The sequence below is a fragment of the Flavobacterium sp. HJJ genome (assembly GCF_015351475.1).
Taxonomy (GTDB): Bacteria; Bacteroidota; Bacteroidia; order Flavobacteriales; family Flavobacteriaceae; genus Flavobacterium; species Flavobacterium marginilacus.
In genome coordinates, this window is the sequence record NZ_JADKPR010000001.1 from 170,886 (window position 1) to 186,917 (window position 16,032).

Annotated in this window: 19 protein-coding genes; 16 read left to right on the forward strand and 3 right to left on the reverse strand. The window is 33.7% G+C overall.

Annotated elements, in window-relative coordinates; translation table 11 throughout:
* Positions 1 to 15 precede the first annotated feature (15 nt).
* The 5 genes from IRZ80_RS00725 (at position 16) to IRZ80_RS00745 (ending at position 3,849) form a co-directional block, all read left to right on the forward strand.
* Entirely contained in the window at positions 16 to 474 is a 459-nt protein-coding gene (locus tag IRZ80_RS00725; protein ID WP_317174703.1) for a GDSL-type esterase/lipase family protein, read from the forward strand.
* Positions 475 to 615: 141 nt separating this feature from the next.
* On the forward strand, positions 616 to 1,407 hold the full coding sequence (gene epsC, locus IRZ80_RS00730; RefSeq protein WP_194639247.1) for a serine O-acetyltransferase EpsC: 792 nt from the start codon (positions 616 to 618) through the stop codon (positions 1,405 to 1,407).
* A 1-nt stretch (position 1,408) separates the two neighbouring features.
* Entirely contained in the window at positions 1,409 to 2,296 is an 888-nt protein-coding gene (cysM, locus tag IRZ80_RS00735) for a cysteine synthase CysM (RefSeq protein ID WP_194639249.1), read from the forward strand.
* Between the two features lie 110 nt (positions 2,297 to 2,406).
* Positions 2,407 to 3,393 carry an aldo/keto reductase gene (locus IRZ80_RS00740; protein ID WP_194639251.1) on the forward strand — a complete coding sequence of 329 codons (987 nt, stop codon included), beginning with the start codon at positions 2,407 to 2,409 and terminating at the stop codon, positions 3,391 to 3,393.
* A 12-nt stretch (positions 3,394 to 3,405) separates the two neighbouring features.
* Complete coding sequence (locus IRZ80_RS00745) at positions 3,406 to 3,849, forward strand: hypothetical protein (RefSeq protein WP_194639253.1); 444 nt, start codon at positions 3,406 to 3,408, stop codon at positions 3,847 to 3,849.
* A gap of 79 nt (positions 3,850 to 3,928) precedes the next feature.
* On the opposite strand, the gene IRZ80_RS00750 is transcribed toward IRZ80_RS00745, so the two are convergent.
* The gene (locus IRZ80_RS00750; protein WP_194639255.1) at positions 3,929 to 4,339 is read right to left on the reverse strand and encodes an OsmC family peroxiredoxin; all 411 of its coding nucleotides are present in this window, start codon (positions 4,337 to 4,339) and stop codon (positions 3,929 to 3,931) included.
* Between the two features lie 210 nt (positions 4,340 to 4,549).
* Here IRZ80_RS00750 and IRZ80_RS00755 point away from each other — a divergent pair, with 210 nt between their 5' ends.
* From IRZ80_RS00755 to IRZ80_RS00775, 5 genes are all read left to right on the forward strand, one after another.
* The gene (locus IRZ80_RS00755) at positions 4,550 to 5,125 is read left to right on the forward strand and encodes a hypothetical protein (protein WP_194639257.1); all 576 of its coding nucleotides are present in this window, start codon (positions 4,550 to 4,552) and stop codon (positions 5,123 to 5,125) included.
* Positions 5,126 to 5,279: 154 nt separating this feature from the next.
* On the forward strand, positions 5,280 to 5,744 hold the full coding sequence (locus IRZ80_RS00760) for a hypothetical protein (protein ID WP_194639258.1): 465 nt from the start codon (positions 5,280 to 5,282) through the stop codon (positions 5,742 to 5,744).
* 80 nt (positions 5,745 to 5,824) lie between these two features.
* Entirely contained in the window at positions 5,825 to 7,237 is a 1,413-nt protein-coding gene (rlmD, locus tag IRZ80_RS00765) for a 23S rRNA (uracil(1939)-C(5))-methyltransferase RlmD (RefSeq protein ID WP_194639259.1), read from the forward strand.
* A gap of 12 nt (positions 7,238 to 7,249) precedes the next feature.
* Positions 7,250 to 7,789 (forward strand): DUF6452 family protein, encoded by a 540-nt coding sequence (locus tag IRZ80_RS00770; RefSeq protein WP_228520764.1) that lies wholly within the window; start codon positions 7,250 to 7,252, stop codon positions 7,787 to 7,789.
* Complete coding sequence (locus IRZ80_RS00775) at positions 7,761 to 8,591, forward strand: DUF6048 family protein (RefSeq protein ID WP_194639260.1); 831 nt, start codon at positions 7,761 to 7,763, stop codon at positions 8,589 to 8,591. Before IRZ80_RS00770 ends, IRZ80_RS00775 begins: the two co-directional genes overlap by 29 nt.
* Positions 8,592 to 8,676: 85 nt before the next feature.
* On the opposite strand, the gene IRZ80_RS00780 is transcribed toward IRZ80_RS00775, so the two are convergent.
* Complete coding sequence (locus tag IRZ80_RS00780) at positions 8,677 to 8,913, reverse strand: hypothetical protein (protein WP_194639261.1); 237 nt, start codon at positions 8,911 to 8,913, stop codon at positions 8,677 to 8,679.
* A 326-nt stretch (positions 8,914 to 9,239) separates the two neighbouring features.
* Here IRZ80_RS00780 and IRZ80_RS00785 point away from each other — a divergent pair, with 326 nt between their 5' ends.
* The 5 genes from IRZ80_RS00785 to IRZ80_RS00805 all read left to right on the forward strand — a co-directional run bounded on the left by IRZ80_RS00785 (position 9,240) and on the right by IRZ80_RS00805 (position 13,877).
* Entirely contained in the window at positions 9,240 to 10,139 is a 900-nt protein-coding gene (locus IRZ80_RS00785; protein ID WP_194639262.1) for a hypothetical protein, read from the forward strand.
* A gap of 141 nt (positions 10,140 to 10,280) precedes the next feature.
* A complete protein-coding gene (locus IRZ80_RS00790; RefSeq protein ID WP_194639263.1) occupies positions 10,281 to 10,934 on the forward strand; it encodes a LysM peptidoglycan-binding domain-containing protein in 654 nt (217 codons plus the stop codon).
* Between the two features lie 62 nt (positions 10,935 to 10,996).
* Positions 10,997 to 11,410, forward strand: a complete 414-nt coding sequence (locus tag IRZ80_RS00795; RefSeq protein WP_194639264.1) for a hypothetical protein — start codon at positions 10,997 to 10,999, stop codon at positions 11,408 to 11,410.
* On the forward strand, positions 11,407 to 12,483 hold the full coding sequence (locus tag IRZ80_RS00800) for a hypothetical protein (protein WP_194639265.1): 1,077 nt from the start codon (positions 11,407 to 11,409) through the stop codon (positions 12,481 to 12,483). The genes IRZ80_RS00795 and IRZ80_RS00800 overlap by 4 nt, the downstream gene beginning before the upstream one ends.
* 50 nt (positions 12,484 to 12,533) lie before the next feature.
* Positions 12,534 to 13,877, forward strand: a complete 1,344-nt coding sequence (locus tag IRZ80_RS00805) for a hypothetical protein (protein ID WP_194639267.1) — start codon at positions 12,534 to 12,536, stop codon at positions 13,875 to 13,877.
* A gap of 81 nt (positions 13,878 to 13,958) precedes the next feature.
* Here IRZ80_RS00805 and IRZ80_RS00810 read toward each other — a convergent pair whose 3' ends face one another.
* Positions 13,959 to 15,122, reverse strand: a complete 1,164-nt coding sequence (locus IRZ80_RS00810) for a class I SAM-dependent RNA methyltransferase (protein ID WP_194639269.1) — start codon at positions 15,120 to 15,122, stop codon at positions 13,959 to 13,961.
* Positions 15,123 to 15,235: 113 nt separating this feature from the next.
* On the opposite strand from IRZ80_RS00810, the gene IRZ80_RS00815 reads away from it, so the two are divergent.
* The gene (locus IRZ80_RS00815) at positions 15,236 to 16,000 is read left to right on the forward strand and encodes a class I SAM-dependent methyltransferase (protein WP_194639271.1); all 765 of its coding nucleotides are present in this window, start codon (positions 15,236 to 15,238) and stop codon (positions 15,998 to 16,000) included.
* The last annotated feature ends 32 nt before the right edge of the window (positions 16,001 to 16,032 follow it).

The following is a 16,032-nucleotide window of genomic DNA, read 5'->3' on the forward strand; positions in this document are numbered from 1 at the left end:
ATCAACAAAAATTATATTAATAGAGGCATAAATGGCCAGACAACGCCACAAATGTTATTGCGTTTTAGACCCGATGTAATCGAACTGAAACCTGAAAAAGTCATTATTTTGGCTGGTACCAATGATATTGCAGGAAATACTGGCCCGACAACTCTCGAAATTATTTTAGGAAATCTTATATCGATGTGTGAGTTAGCCAAAGCAAATAAGATTGAACCTGTTTTATGCTCCCTCCTGCCCGCTTTGGATTATCCTTGGCGAAAAGGAATACAGTCCGCTGAAAAAATCGAAACTCTTAATACAATGATATTTCAATATGCGAAAGCTAATACTATTGAATATATTGATTATTATTCGGTTATGGCAGATGAACAAAAAGGGTTACAATCCATTTATTCTAATGATGGAGTTCATCCAAACAAAAAAGGATATTTTATTATGAAATCTATATTGGAATCTAAAATTTTAATGTGATATAATTTCCAAAAAGAAACGATTCTGTTATATCTCGTAAAACGGTGATGCTTCAACCAATTCTTTGAGTAATCGTTGTTATTTTCTCTAAAAAACACCTTACTTTTATGCCTTCATAAATAACAATACAATTTCATAATCATGACCAAAGATCTGATTGTTCAAAATATTAGTGCTTTAAAAAGTAATTTTACTATAAATTACAGCATAAAGACGAAGACTGAAGCCTTTACCGAAAAATTATTTTACACCTTATTTGATTCGAATGCGCCATTAAATGAAAGCATTGATGAATTAGAAAAACAATTCAAAGAAATTGCTTCTTTGGCCTGCAAAAAGCCCCAAGACTGCTGCGACAATGCATGGATCAGTTTTTTAGATAAACTTCCAGTTGTATTAGAAAACCTGAATAAAGACGCCTCTTACATCTTAGAGAATGACCCAGCTTCCAATGGAATTGAAGAAATTTATCTTGCCTATCCAGGATTTTATGCCATTGCTATTTATAGATTGAGCCATGAGCTGTACTTGCTTGACTTGATGCTTTTTTCAAGATTGATGAGCGAATATGCCCATCGAATTACTGGAACTGATATTCATGCAGGTGCCGACATTGCTTCGCCTTTCTTCATCGATCATGCCACCGGAATTGTAATTGGTGAAACTGCAGTTATCGAGAAAAATGTAAAAATATATCAGGGAGTTACTTTGGGAGCATTAAGCGTGAGCAAGGAAATGAAAAATTCCAAAAGACATCCTACTGTAGAAAAAAATGTATGCATTTATGCCAATGCAACTATTTTGGGAGGCAATACCGTTATAGGCAAAAATAGTATCGTTGGTGGAAATTCATGGGTAACCAAATCAATTCCTCATGATTCAATCGTATTGAACACCACCACAACTGAAGTCAAAATAAAAGAAAAAAAGTAAAATGAATACTTATAAATTAACAGAATTAATCGGTAATACTCCATTAGTTGAAACCGTCAATCTGGTAGCAAATAAAAACGTAAAACTGTTATTAAAATTGGAAGGGAACAATCCTGGAGGGAGCGTAAAAGACCGCGCTGCCTACAACATGATTGCTTCTGCCATCGAAAGAGGCGAGATCAAAAAAGGCGACAAATTAATTGAAGCAACCAGCGGAAATACTGGAATTGCTTTAGCTATGATAGCCCAATTATTTAATATCGAAATCGAGTTGGTATTGCCCGAAGATTCTACTATCGAACGCACACAAACCATGCAGGCCTATGGCGCAACAGTTATTCAGACTCCGGCTAGCGAAGGAATCATTGGTTCAAGAGATTATGCCGACAAAAAAGTTGCCGAAGGAGGCTATGTCATGCTGAATCAGTTTGCCAATGACGACAACTGGAAAGCACACTACAAAACTACCGGACCCGAAATATGGAATGATACAGATGGAACTGTAACACATTTTGTATCTGCAATGGGAACTACCGGAACAATTATAGGGACCTCAACTTATCTGAAAGAGAAAAACCCAAATATCCAGATTATTGGAGCACAGCCCAGCGATGGATCACAAATTCCAGGTATTAGAAAGTGGCCACAGGAATATCTGCCAAAAATTTATGATGGGTCAAAAGTGGATATAACTATTGATATCAGCGAAGAAGAAGCCCGAATAATGACCAAAAGATTAGCCAGAGAAGAAGGTGTTTTTGCAGGAATGAGCAGCGGTGGTTCTGTTGCTGTGGCCGTAAAAATTGCCAATCAATTAGAATCTGGAGTTGTAGTTGCCATTATCTGTGATCGTGGCGACCGCTATTTATCTTCCGATTTATTTGACTAAAAAAAGTCTCTAAGCTTCTAAGTTACTGAGTTACTAAGACAAAAGCTAAAAAAAACAACATTTAAAAACTCAGAAACTTAGTATCTCAGCAACTTAGAAACTTATAAAATATGAATTATCGCAAACTAGGAAAAACCAATTTTAATATTTCAGAAATAGCACTTGGCACATGGCAGGTGGGCGGAAAATGGGGTTCGCCATTTAATGACAAAACCGCCGATGAATTAATCAATACCGCAATTGACAAAGGCGTTAATTTTATTGACACTGCCGATGTTTACGAAAACGGCCTGAGTGAAACTGCAGTGGGCAGAGTCGTTCGCTCCCGCTCTGAACGCATTTATGTGGCTACAAAATGCGGGCGTCATATCAATCCGCATGTAAATGAAGGCTATCAGCCAAAAGTACTGCAGCAATATGTGGAAGACAGCTTGAAAAGAATGGGATTGGAAACAATCGATCTTATTCAGCTGCACTGTCCGCCGACACAGGTGTTTTACCGCCCTGAAATCTTTGAAATGTTTGACCGTCTGAAAGAGCAGGGAAAAATTCAAAATCTGGGTGTCAGTGTAGAAAAAGTGGAAGAAGCCTTAAAAGCTATCGAATTTTCTAACGTAACTACTGTTCAGATTATCTTCAATCTTTTCCGTCAGCGTCCATCGGAATTATTTTTTAAAGAAGCCAAAAGAAAAGATATCGGAATTATTGCAAGAGTACCGCTTGCGAGTGGTTTATTAACGGGATTATATGATTCTAAAACTTCATTTGGAGAACAGGATCACAGGAATTTTAACCGTGACGGAGCTGCTTTTGACAAAGGAGAAACGTTCTCAGGAATTAATTATGAATTGGGTTTACAGGCTGTTGATGCTTTAAAAGCTCTTTTTCCAGGGATGTCTAATTTAGCACCTATTGCCCTGCAATGGATTTTAAGTTTTAACGAAATCAGCTGTATTATTCCGGGCGCATCAAAGGAAAGTCATGTTTTATCTAATCTTTCTGTATATGACATGCCCGAACTGACTCCTGAAAAAATCAGTGCGATGAATGCCATTTATGAAAAGTACATCAAACCGCAGGTACATCAGCTTTGGTAAAAGAAAATGTAAATGTCCAAAAAATCAAATTTCAAAGAATGGTTTGATCGGTACAAATATTCTGAACTTGCAGCGACAAGCACAGCATTGACTGCTTCTCTGTTTAGTAAAATATTTAATGCGGTAACAACTGCTTATTTAATTACGTTTGCCGAATATTCTGCGTTTTATAGTGTAATGATTTACAGATTGTATAAAACCAAAATTACCGAAAATAAAGCAAAAAACAAGAAGATTACTTTCATGGAAATACTGATTCTGATCTGGAATCTGTTTCTGGAATTTGGTTATCCTGCGATTTTGGATTTCTTTTTTATACGGCCTTTCTGCATGTATTGGATGCCTACAATCACAGGGAATTATTTTACTGGAACTATTTTAGGAAAAATTACAGCAGATTGTATTTTTTATTCTTTAACCATCATTAACTATGAATTCATAAAGAGAAAATCATAATTGATTAAAAAAATCAACCGCAAAGTTTTCATGAAGCTCTGCTTTGCGGTTAATTTCTTGATAGAATCTTGGTTTACTTTTAAAGCAAAGTTGCTGTTGTACTGATTTCAGTATTGAATAATTTTGAAATCGGGCAGTTTTTCTCAGCTTTTGTAACTAATTCCTGAAACGTTTCATTTGAGATTCCTTCAATTTTAGCATTAACTGTTAAATGCGAACTGTTAATTGTTCCTTCTACTAAACTAATATCGCATTTGGTTTCTATGCTTTCAATAACTGCGCTTGTTTCTCCTATAAAAGCAGTCAGCTGCATAGTAAAACAACCTGCATGTGCAGCTGCTGCAAGTTCTTCGGGATTGGTTCCTACTCCTTCTTCAAATCGGGATTTGAATGAATATTGCGTATTATTTAAGGTCGTACTTTGTGTTGTTAATTTTCCAGCTCCTTCTTTCAGGGAACCAGTCCAGACTGCGGTCGCATTTCTTTTCATAATTGTTGTTTTTATTGATAATAATCAAAATTAAGTTTTTTACTAACAAAAAATGTAAGAAATAAATTTATTTAACTAAAAAATAATACTTATTGAAAAAGATTTAACAATGCTAATTTAAAAAATTGTAACTTGTAAAGCAGTTGTTTACAAAAAAAAGCAATTTATTCTGTAAACAGCAATTTCTAATAGCTTATCAAACATCCTCCAATGAAAACGCTAAATATTTTTATAGCTTTCTTTTGTCTTACTATAATAAGCTGTAGTTCTTCTGACAATGAAGAACAGGATCCGGAAACTGCAGAACCTTTTGTAAGAGAAAATCAATTGCAGTTTTATTTTAGCAGTCCAGCAAATGCCGATTTACTTAACCTAAATAACAACATCATTGTGCCAATTGCCTACGAAGGAAAATATAATCCTTCAACTCTTCCGCCAAAGAACAATTCAAAAAAATATGTCTATCAGGGAGGAACAATTGAATATGACGCTGCTATTGATAAATACTACTGGAATACTGGTATTACTGGTAAAAAAGGCATTAAGAAAAATACCATTTTTGTACGGATTACAGAAACTGATACCGATACTCTGGATGTTAATTTTAAATTTACAAAAGGAGAAGGTTCTGGTGCCGATAAATTTTATGCTTATATAGAAAAACTGTATTACAATGACATCTTGATACATGAAGAAAACTCAAATAAAAAGATTCAGATTGATCCAGTCAAGAGAATTTTTATTCAAAAGAATGGAAAAAAAACACTAATCTCTTTTATGAATTAGTCTCATCTTCAAATCCATTTACAAATCCTCTGCGCCCGATTACTTCGTCAGTTCGCTTCGCTCGTGTGCAGCGGAAAGCGGGATAAGGCCCTAACAGTACAATTATTTTTATACTTTAATTATAAATATTTCGTTTCAATAAAAAACTTGAATCATGAAAAAAATATTTATACTAATTTGCATTTTAGTACTTTACAGCTGTAAAACCAAAAAAGTAGATGGTAAATTAATTGGCAAAAGTGTTTCTGTTAATGAAATGACTTCTGAAGAAGCGATTCAAAAAAACAAAGCATACGAACTAGGTAAAAGAGTCTTAATGACCTGTAATACTTCGAAATTTAAACCTTTCTCAAAAAGTGAAGCTACAGATAAAGTAATTGCCAACTCAACTGAAAAAAAAGTCAAAGAAATTGGTGCAAAATACAGCCTGAAATATGGTTATTTTAAAGATCTTGATTTTATAGAAATGGTTCCAAACAAGACCGACAATACTAACATTTATAGATTCAAAGCCCTTTTTGATTATGCAAAAGCAAATAAAGAGCTTAGAGTGACGATGAACTCAGAAAATAAAATTTCGGCAGTTACCACCAAAGACTGGAATGATGATTTTCAATAAAGACTCCTCTTGCTTTTATTTTTAGCAAAAAAAATTAAAATTAAAATCTAAAAATAAATCCAAAGCCTTATTTTTGCGCCATGGCAAAGAAAAATACAGACAAGGTTGTCTTTCATCAAATAAAAGTCCTTGATGCTGGTGCAAAAGGCGTTTCGGTTGCAAAAGCTCCCGATGGTAAAGTTGTTTTTATTCCAAATGTAGTTCCCGGCGATGTTGTTGATGTTCAGACTTTCAAGAAACGCAAAGCGTATTATGAGGGAAAGGCAGTTCATTTTCATGAGTTTTCAGAACATCGAGTAGATCCAATCTGCGAACACTTTGGTGTCTGCGGCGGATGCAAATGGCAGAATATGAATTACGGCCAGCAGCTTTTCTTTAAACAAAATGAGGTGAAAAATCATCTGCAGCGCATTGGCAAAATTGAACTTCCTGAATTTGAATCAATTCTGGGTTCTGAAAAAAAGTTTTTTTACAGAAATAAAATGGAATTTTCGTTTTCAAACAGCCGCTGGCTAACCGAAGCTGAAATTGGAAGCGAAGAAGATTTAGGAAATAGAAATGCACTTGGTTTCCATATTCCAAAAATGTGGGACAAAATTCTGGACATCAACAAATGTCACTTACAGGAAGATCCATCGAATGCCATCCGAAATGAAGTCCGCTCTTTTGCAAATGCAAACGGTTTGACTTTCTTTAATCCCAGAGCACACGAAGGTTTATTGAGAACGCTGATGCTAAGAACAGCTTCGACTGGAGAAATCATGGTTTTGATTCAGTTTTTTGAAAACGATAAAAAGAACCGTGAATTGATTCTGGATCACCTTTACGAAAAATTCCCGCAGATTACTTCCCTTCAATATGTAGTTAACAATAAAGCAAATGACACTTTATACGATACTGATATTAAATTATACAAAGGAAGAGATTACATCCTTGAGGAAATGGAAGGATTAAAATTTAGTATTAATGCTAAATCTTTCTACCAGACCAATTCGGATCAAGCATACGAATTATACAAAATTACCAGAGATTTTGCCGGTTTAACCGGAAATGAAACTGTTTATGATTTATATACCGGGACAGGAACAATTGCTCAGTTTGTATCCAAAAAAGCAAAAAAAGTGATTGGTGTCGAAAGTGTACCAGACGCTATTAAAGATGCCAAAGCCAATGCCGAACGCAATAGCATTGACAACTGCCAGTTCTTTGTCGGGGATATGAAAGTTGTTTTTAATGATGCTTTTATCGCACAGCACGGACACCCGGATGTCATTATCACTGACCCGCCTCGTGACGGAATGCACAAAGATGTTGTAGAACAGATTATGAAAATCGGACCTCAAAAAGTAGTTTATGTGAGCTGTAACTCGGCAACACAGGCACGAGATTTAGCTTTGATGGACGAAAAATACAAGGTAACAAGAGTTCGCCCAGTTGATATGTTTCCGCAGACACATCACGTTGAAAATGTTGTACTTTTGGAAAGACGATAAGCCGCTGCATAAATGAAAAAAATACTTGCTTTTTTAATGATTCTTGGTTTCGCTTCTTCCAGCTGCGAGCCTGATGATATTTGTGATCCAACTACGCCTACTACACCAAGAATGCTGATTCAGTTTTATGATTATAACAATCCTACTGTGTTGAAAAATGTTAATAATCTAAAAGTAATTGGCGAAGGTATGACTGAAGGTGTGGTTTTGTCACCATCAGTATCAGGTGATTCAAAATATATAACAAGCGGTAATAATATACTGCTTCCATTAAATATAGAAACTGATCTTGTAAAATACAGGTTTATCAGCAATTACGGCAACCGAAATCCGTTACTTGTAAACGAAGATAATTTACAGTTCAAATACTCACGTGAAAATTTTTACGTTTCAAGAGCCTGCGGATTTAAAACAATATTTAATTTGGACGCAGACAATCCTTTTACATTAACCGATTCTGCAGCTGCGGATCAAATGTGGATTAAATACATGATAGTAGTGCAAAACAACATAACATACGAAAATGAAACAATCATTAAAATTTTCTTTTAGTTTTTTCTTTTTGTTGTCATTGTTTTTTGTTCAGGCGCAAGAAAAAAAAACCACCGCATCACCACCTGCAGAAATAATTGTCAAAGGAGCCAACGGTAAAACCGTAACTGAAAAGAATCCGGATAATAAACCCAAGCAGCCAATTGATACTATTAAACCAAAAACAGACCGCTATGGTTTGATTCTTGGTGCCGATGTTTTTAAAATTGCGCGGTCCTTTTATGATTCAAATTATAAAGGAATAGCATTTGTTGCTGACTATCGTCTGACAAAAAAATATTATGCGTATGGTGAAGTAGGAAGTGAAGATGTTACTGTTGAAGACCCTTTATTAAACACTACTACTACCGGAGCCTATCTCAAAGCAGGTTTTAACTACAATGCCTATATCAATTGGCTGGACATGGAAAACCTTATCACATTTGGAGTCCGTGGCGGTTTCAGTGCATTTAATGAGCGTTTAAACAGCTATTCCATTTATAATCCGAATCCTTATTTTGGACAGGATTCAAGTATTGAATTTGGTAAAACTTATGACGGATTAACAGCAAGCTGGATAGAAGTAGCTGCTGGAATCAATGTAAAAGTTTTCAATAATGTATATGTTGGTTTTGGATTTCAATTAAAAACATTAATTACGAATTCCCAGCCAAGCGGATTTGAAAGTCTTTATATTCCTGGATTCAACAGAACATATGATGGCAATTTTGGGGCTGGCTTTAATTATACCGTTTCTTATTTCATTCCAATTTATAAGAAAAAAGTAGTACCCGCAAAAAAACCTGCACTTAAAAAGAAATAATCCTAAAATAGAATCCATAAAAAGGAGCAAAATTGAATCCGTATATTTTCAATCTTGCTCTTTTTGTTTTTTTTGTCTAACTAAACTATCCTATTTCCTTAATCCCTTTTACAAACAGCCAGGACATGAATAGTTTTTCACCGTCTTTGGTTTTAGCAGCCTGAAATTTTGGAGACAGAAATGTCCCCACAAGAAAAGCGGTCATTGGAATCCAAAAACCAGATAAATTGGTGTATTGCTCTACCAAATATCGAAATGTTATAAACAATATAGCAAAACAGCCTAGATTATATAGAAATGCTCTTACTTGTAACTTTGTCATTTTATTGTATTTAATTATGTTTCTCAAAATTAATAGAAAATCTAGTTATTTCTCAGAAATTGCTTCTTTTTATTTTAAGTCATAATTATACAGCAAAAAAAACATACAATTAATATAAATTTAACAATAATTAACCCCTTTAAATTTTGTGTTAATTTATATATTAACTTTACGCACCTACCAAAACTAAAACACACAAGTCACTGAATAACAAATGACTATGTTTTTAAAATTTGCCCCAAAATTACAATTGTATTTAAATTTCTTCTATTGAAAATTTAAATTAGTGATAAGATAATTTGTAACAATTTTTAAAACATACTATCATGGCAATTGACTTTTCTATCACAAGCACTGTTGCTTCTAACGGAAGAACAGCTTACAATGCACAGCGCATTAATTCAACTGAACCGAAATTCAACTTTGGCAATAAAACTCAATATGAAGGGAATTTTGGATTGTTCAACACTTCGGTTTCTGCAGGACAAGTTTATAACCCAGCAGATTATGCCGCCAAATATGGATTTTGGGCCTATTTTATTTATCCAACGGCAATGGCCGAAAGTTCAGGTTCTTTTAAATGTTTAAATACCTACGACAGAGCACAATTTACTTTTAGCTTTATGCAGTATGGGGCTCATGTTCCAAATGGTGATTTTGTAAAATTCTTCAGAAAACTGCTGCAGTTACCAAATGCTGCTGACTATTTTCCAAAATTAGTATTATCCAACAATAGGATTTTTTATAAATCTAATGGAACTCTTTCTGCCTTAGAAAATGATTCTACTACTCAGCCATTAATGGATTATCTCAACCCAACACTAAATGATATCGAAAATCAGGAACTAATATGCGCAGCACGTCTTGTTCACTGGGCTACTAATGATTCTAAGCATAGAGAAATCCAAGTCGGAACTGCAATAGAAATGTATAAAGAAAACATGAAATCCTATCACAGCCGATACGGATTAAACAATGCTCCTGCAAATGTCTGTCAAATGATTTGTGACATTCGGCATCAGGGAAGAGCGAAAAGCGACCGCATTGCACTTGCCTTGAATACCAATGGCAATTATGATAAAGCCTTTTCGAACTTATGCCAAATAGGTAATACAAATTATCAAACGAGAATAAATACTGTACGAAGCACAATAAAAAAGTTAACAGATTTAGGGAAATTCTCAATGAAATATGATTCTGTGAGCGGTGAATTTGTTAAGGCTTAGAAATTAATAATACTTTCAAACTGAAAAGAGGAAATCAGAGCAGGGAAAAAATATAACAATCAAATCATAAACACTTGAATAACAAGTAATTTAAAAACAAAGCAAGTAAAATTTATCAAAACCAACTCAAAAAAACAAATCATGAAATACACTATCAAATCAGGAGATACTCTGTCAAAAATCGCTCAAAAAAACAAAATCAGCCTTCAGCTACTCTTGAGTGTTAACCCACAAATAAAAAATCACGATTTAATACAGCTGGGACAAATTATAACTGTACCTAACATTCAGGATGTACCCGTTGAAGCTGAATTCAATTTCAGTAAAGGAACCGAAGCTATTTTAAGCAGAGCTAGATCAGCTATTAACCATGGAATTAATTATAAATTAGGTGAAGGAGGAACTCATTCAGAAGATAATTTACCAACACGTAATAAACTTTGCGACTGCAGCGGATTTGTATGCTGGGTATTGGGCCTAAACAGAAAAACTACTATTCCATTTTATTCCAAACATGGCGGCTGGATATATACAGATTCAATAGAAGATGATGTAAACAGTAGCAGCGGGATATTTGAACGCCTTACAAGCCCAGAACCGGGATGCATTGTGGTTTATGGGAATGGTCCAAAAATAGGCCATGTAGGTATTGTAAGCGAAGTACGCAATGGAATAATGAGCAAAGTTATTCATTGCAGTTCAGGAAACCAATCCAAACTAGGTTATTCGATTGAAGAAACAGCACCCAATGTTTTCAATAGAGCTGATGCTCTTTGGGGAAGATTTGTAGGGTAAATAGATTTTTTTACAGAAAAAGTAAAACTAAGAGAACAGTTAGAAATTAAATTTAAAAAATTATGAAAACGTATAACACTAATAATTCCGATGATATAAGAATCCAATTTGATTTATCGAACAATTTGGGGTTTATACCATTATATACAAAAGTATTTCTTGATCTTCAAAATGGAATAAATCCTCAGTCACCAACTTTTACGACACCAATGCATCTTGCAGATGCATCTATTCCTTTAACCTCTTGGTTTAAACATAATAAAGGTCTTTTAATCTTTGAAACTTATATTAGTTATAAATCATTAAATACACTCACAGCAGATGTAATTATGGAAAAGGCAAAAAAATTGATTTTCGAATATAAAATAGAAGATTCCAATGACGGAAGTGAAGTCTTTACATCGTATGATTTTGGACCAGCTATTATCAAAAGTAAAGAACTCATTTTTTTTAAAGCTTATATTGATTTAATATGAAAAAACATCTCACTTTCTTACTTTTTGGACTTATCCAAATTTGTGCCTCACAAAACACTGCCAATTCAGTTGATTTAAAAGGAGTCCAAATCCTGAACTCAACTGCCTTATCCCTTCTTGACAATACTGCATCGATAATCACTTCAAATACTGACTGTAAAGATTTCAACATAAATACTGAAAATTTATCAAACATATCTGTAGATTTTAGCCTAAACAAAGGAAAACTCAATGGTTTGGAATATTACGGACTTGGAAAAAGCATCAATGATTTTAAACAAGCTACCATAGACAAACTATTTAGACCTAATGTTTCAGCTGTAATAAAGCAAACAGACAGCACAACTAATTTAGCAGCTGGATTTAACGTAAATGTTTTGACAGTATTCCGTTCAAAAGCAGAAAACATAAAAACAGCTTATCTATCAATTAGAAAAAGTACTGAAAAATTGGAAAAAGAAGCAAAATTAATAATAATAAAACGTTTTTCAGATTTAAAACAACCCTCACCTGAATATGATAACCAATACGCAAAAATATTAGATTCTTTGCCAACCTATGACAAAGCAAAAACAGATGAATTTGCAGAGATATTAAAAAAACCATTATTTTCACTGGATTTGGCAGCAGCATACAGTACTTTATATTCCGACAATACTCATGGAAACAGCCAACAGGATAGAATTGGTGTTTGGAGTACTCTTACATTTTCTCCAAAAGTGGAAAATAATTATCTTAATCTTTACGGGTTCATCAGATATATAAAAGATAATTCTGTTTACAGCAAATTAACTTCAAATTATTCCGATCAAGTTGAATATTTTGATTATGGCTGTAAAATACAAATAGACATCAATGCGATTTCATTTGGTTATGAATACATCAAAAGAAATGGTAATGGAAAAGATTATAGATCTGTTGGAATAATACAATACAAGATTAACTCTAATTATTATCTAACAGGAGGTTTTGGCAAAAATTTCACTTCTGATTCATCGAAAGACTTAGTCTCACTTTTAGGAATTCGCTGGGGAATTAACAAAAAAGACAGTAAAGAATGGGAAACCCAATAATAGGGGAATTATCATTACAAATATCAAATTCATAATCAAACGCAATAATTATGTCAAATAAAATTGGAATATACATTACAGGACTTGGACAATCTATTGATAATGAAACTGTAGAAAAATATAGCGAAAGACTTAAAAATGAATTGAGCTTTAAAACAACTGGATATGAATATTCTATCAAAACAAAAAAAATATTATATCAGCCGGAAAAAGAAAGCACAGTTGTTAGTATTGTTAAAAAGGATAAGAAAACTAATGCCGAGGAAGTAATTTACAAAATGTATGATTTTCAATATCATAAAATACTAACAGATAAGTTTAATCAATATAATATTCTTTTTAAAACTTTAATTCTTTCTGTATTAGTTATTAAAAAAATACCGCAGATTATACTTAGGATGGTTAATAGTAATGGATTTGACAGACCTTATCAAACTTTTTATGCATTCTTTATTATTTTTCTAATATCCTTATCAGTTCTTTTTTTAGTTCCTTCAGCAGTTAGTATATTAACTATTGATAATAAGGCAGACCAAGAAAATATATCTGCAGAAAAAAAACAAAATATAACTGTTAAAAAGGCGCCTCAAAAAAAAATAGTAACAACACATAAAACAACATTAACCGATAAACTAATAGCAGAAGAATCTTTTAAAGATTTTATAGATCGCTATTCTAAAACAATATCAGAAAGTATTAATCATTATATCGAAAATATTAGGACATTGGGGCAAATCACATTACCAATAACCACACTGCTTTTGGTTCTCATACCCCAATCAAAAACTATAATTACTTCTTTATCTACCGAATTTGCTTGTGTTGATGCCTATATTAATAATGGCGAACAAAGCCAAATTTTATTAGGAAACCTTGATTTGTTAGTAGAATACATCGCTGAAAATGAACCTGATCCAGAAATACATTTTCACACCTATAGCTTTGGGAGCATCCTTGCTATAGACGCTCTATTCCCGATAGCCGAAATTCCTCCTTCTGACAATATCCAAAATTTAACTAAACTGCTCATTACTACCGGAAATCCTTTTGAATTCATTAATGCCTATTATCCTTCTTTTTATAATAGAAGAAGTGAAACAATGAAAGACTCCTTAAAATGGATAAATATATATTCCGTATCCGATGTTTTTGCAACAAATTATAGATGTGATGCTAATCGAGGAGAAGCCGAATTTGGAATTAAAAATGTTTATCTTTTACCTGAAAATATCAATTATGAAATCACATCCGACAAAGCAATGAATCCTATTACTTTTTTATCATTAAGTATCGTTAAAATGCACAAATGTTATTGGGATCCAACTACAATAGGGCAAAGCTGTATGAAAGTATTACTGCCTTCAATGATAAAAAACAAATTTATATCTGCCTAATTAAAAATTATTAAGCAAAAAAAGTCCCGATAAACACCATTCTAAATAGTAATTATCGGGACTTTTTTATAGTTATAAAAATTATTCAGAAGCAGTCTGAAACTTCGTTCTCTTACTTCCTTCATACATTTCATATTTCACCAATCTAGCTTCAATACTGGCATTGAAAAGTTTTATTTTTCGGGAAGGTTTCAATCCAACAAACTTCAAGGCATCTAAGTTCCCGGTAATGAACCAAGCATTCGTCCCTGGATAATTTTTCTTCAAGGTATCGCCAATGTTTTTATAAAATTGCTCCATGTGTATGTCCAAACGCTCATCATACGGAGGATTGAAAACCATGTGCAATTTTCCCTGCGAATTCTTCTCTGTATCAAAGAAGTTATTTTCCTGTATAGAAACATACTCAGACAAATTAGCATTTCTCACATTGTCTTTCGCTTTTTGAACTGCTGAAGGTGCTTTATCATAACCTTTTATAGTATAATGAAACTCACGAACGCGCTTCAATAAACTATCCTGAATATTATCAAACAAACCATTGTCCCAATCGTTCCATTTTTCAAAAGCAAATTCTTTACGATTAATATTCGCAGGAATATTGCAGGCAATCATTGCAGCTTCAACCAGGAAAGTCCCGGAACCGCACATCGGATCCAAGAAATCTGTCTGACCATCCCAACCTGAAAGCAGTAAAATTCCAGCAGCCAAAACTTCATTTATAGGAGCAATATTGGTTGCCGTTCTATAACCGCGCTGATGTAATGAATTTCCAGAGGTATCCAATGAAACCGAAACCTGATCTTTATCAATATGAATATTAATTCTTAAATCTGGAAAAGCTTTATCAATGCTTGGACGCTGACCCGTTCTTTCTCTAAACTGATCAACAATCGCATCTTTACATTTTTGTGACACATATTCCGAGTGATTAAAATACTCCGAATGCACCGTAGTATCAATCACAAAAGTCTGGTTTGCATTGATATATTTTGACCAGTTCGTCCCGCGAATTCCTTTATATAAATCTTGTTCGTTTTTTGCCTTAAAAAAATAAATTGGTTTCAAAATCTTCAAAGCGGTGCGCAAAGACAAATTTGCTTTGTACATAAATCCTTTGTCTCCCTTAAAACTCACCATTCTCACCCCCTGCTCCACGTCCTGAGCTCCCAGCATTTGCAGTTCTTTTGCCAGTATTTCTTCAAAACCAAAAAAGGTTTTGGCAATCATCTTAAAATTCTCCATCTCTCTGTATAAATTCCAATAATTAAATTTCAAGTCCCAAACGGCCCGAAATAGTATATTTTCTGCAAAAATACACTAAATTTGCGGGACTTAAATTAATTGAAAAAGAATAAATGTCCGATTCTGTAAATAACAAAGCACAAATTAACTCTGCCAATCCCGAAAATTGGTTTGCCTCTTGGTTCGACAGTCCTTATTACCATATACTTTACAAAGAAAGAAATTATAGAGAAGCCCAGCTGTTTATGGACAATCTCACCCATTACCTAAATCTTCCTGAGAAAGCCAAAGTGCTGGATTTAGCCTGCGGAAAAGGGCGGCATTCTATCTATTTAAACCAATTAGGTTTTGACGTTATCGGTGCCGATTTATCCGAAAACAGTATAAAAGAAGCGCAAAGAAACAGCAACAAAACCTTGCATTTTCAGGTACACGATATGCGTGAGGTTTTTGAAGATAAGTTTGATGCTATTTTCAATTTGTTTACCAGTTTTGGTTATTTTGAAAACGATGAGGATAACCTCACCACTCTAAAAGCTATCAAGGAAAGCTTAACCGAATATGGTTTTGCAGTAATCGATTTTATGAATGTTACCAATGTACTCAATAACTTGGTTCCCGAAGAAGTAAAACACGTAGACGGAATCGATTTTCACATCAAACGCTATCTGAAAGACGGACATATTTACAAGGAAATTGATTTTGAAGACAAAGATCAGAAATATCATTTCACTGAAAAAGTAAAAGCGCTTACGCTAAAGGACTTTGAAGAAATGATGAACGAAGCCGGCATATTTTTACTGGATATTTTTGGTGATTATAAGCTGAAAAAATTCCACAAAACCGAAAGCGAAAGATTGATTATGATTTTTAAGTAATTGTTTAATCGAGCAATTGTTTAACTGTTTAA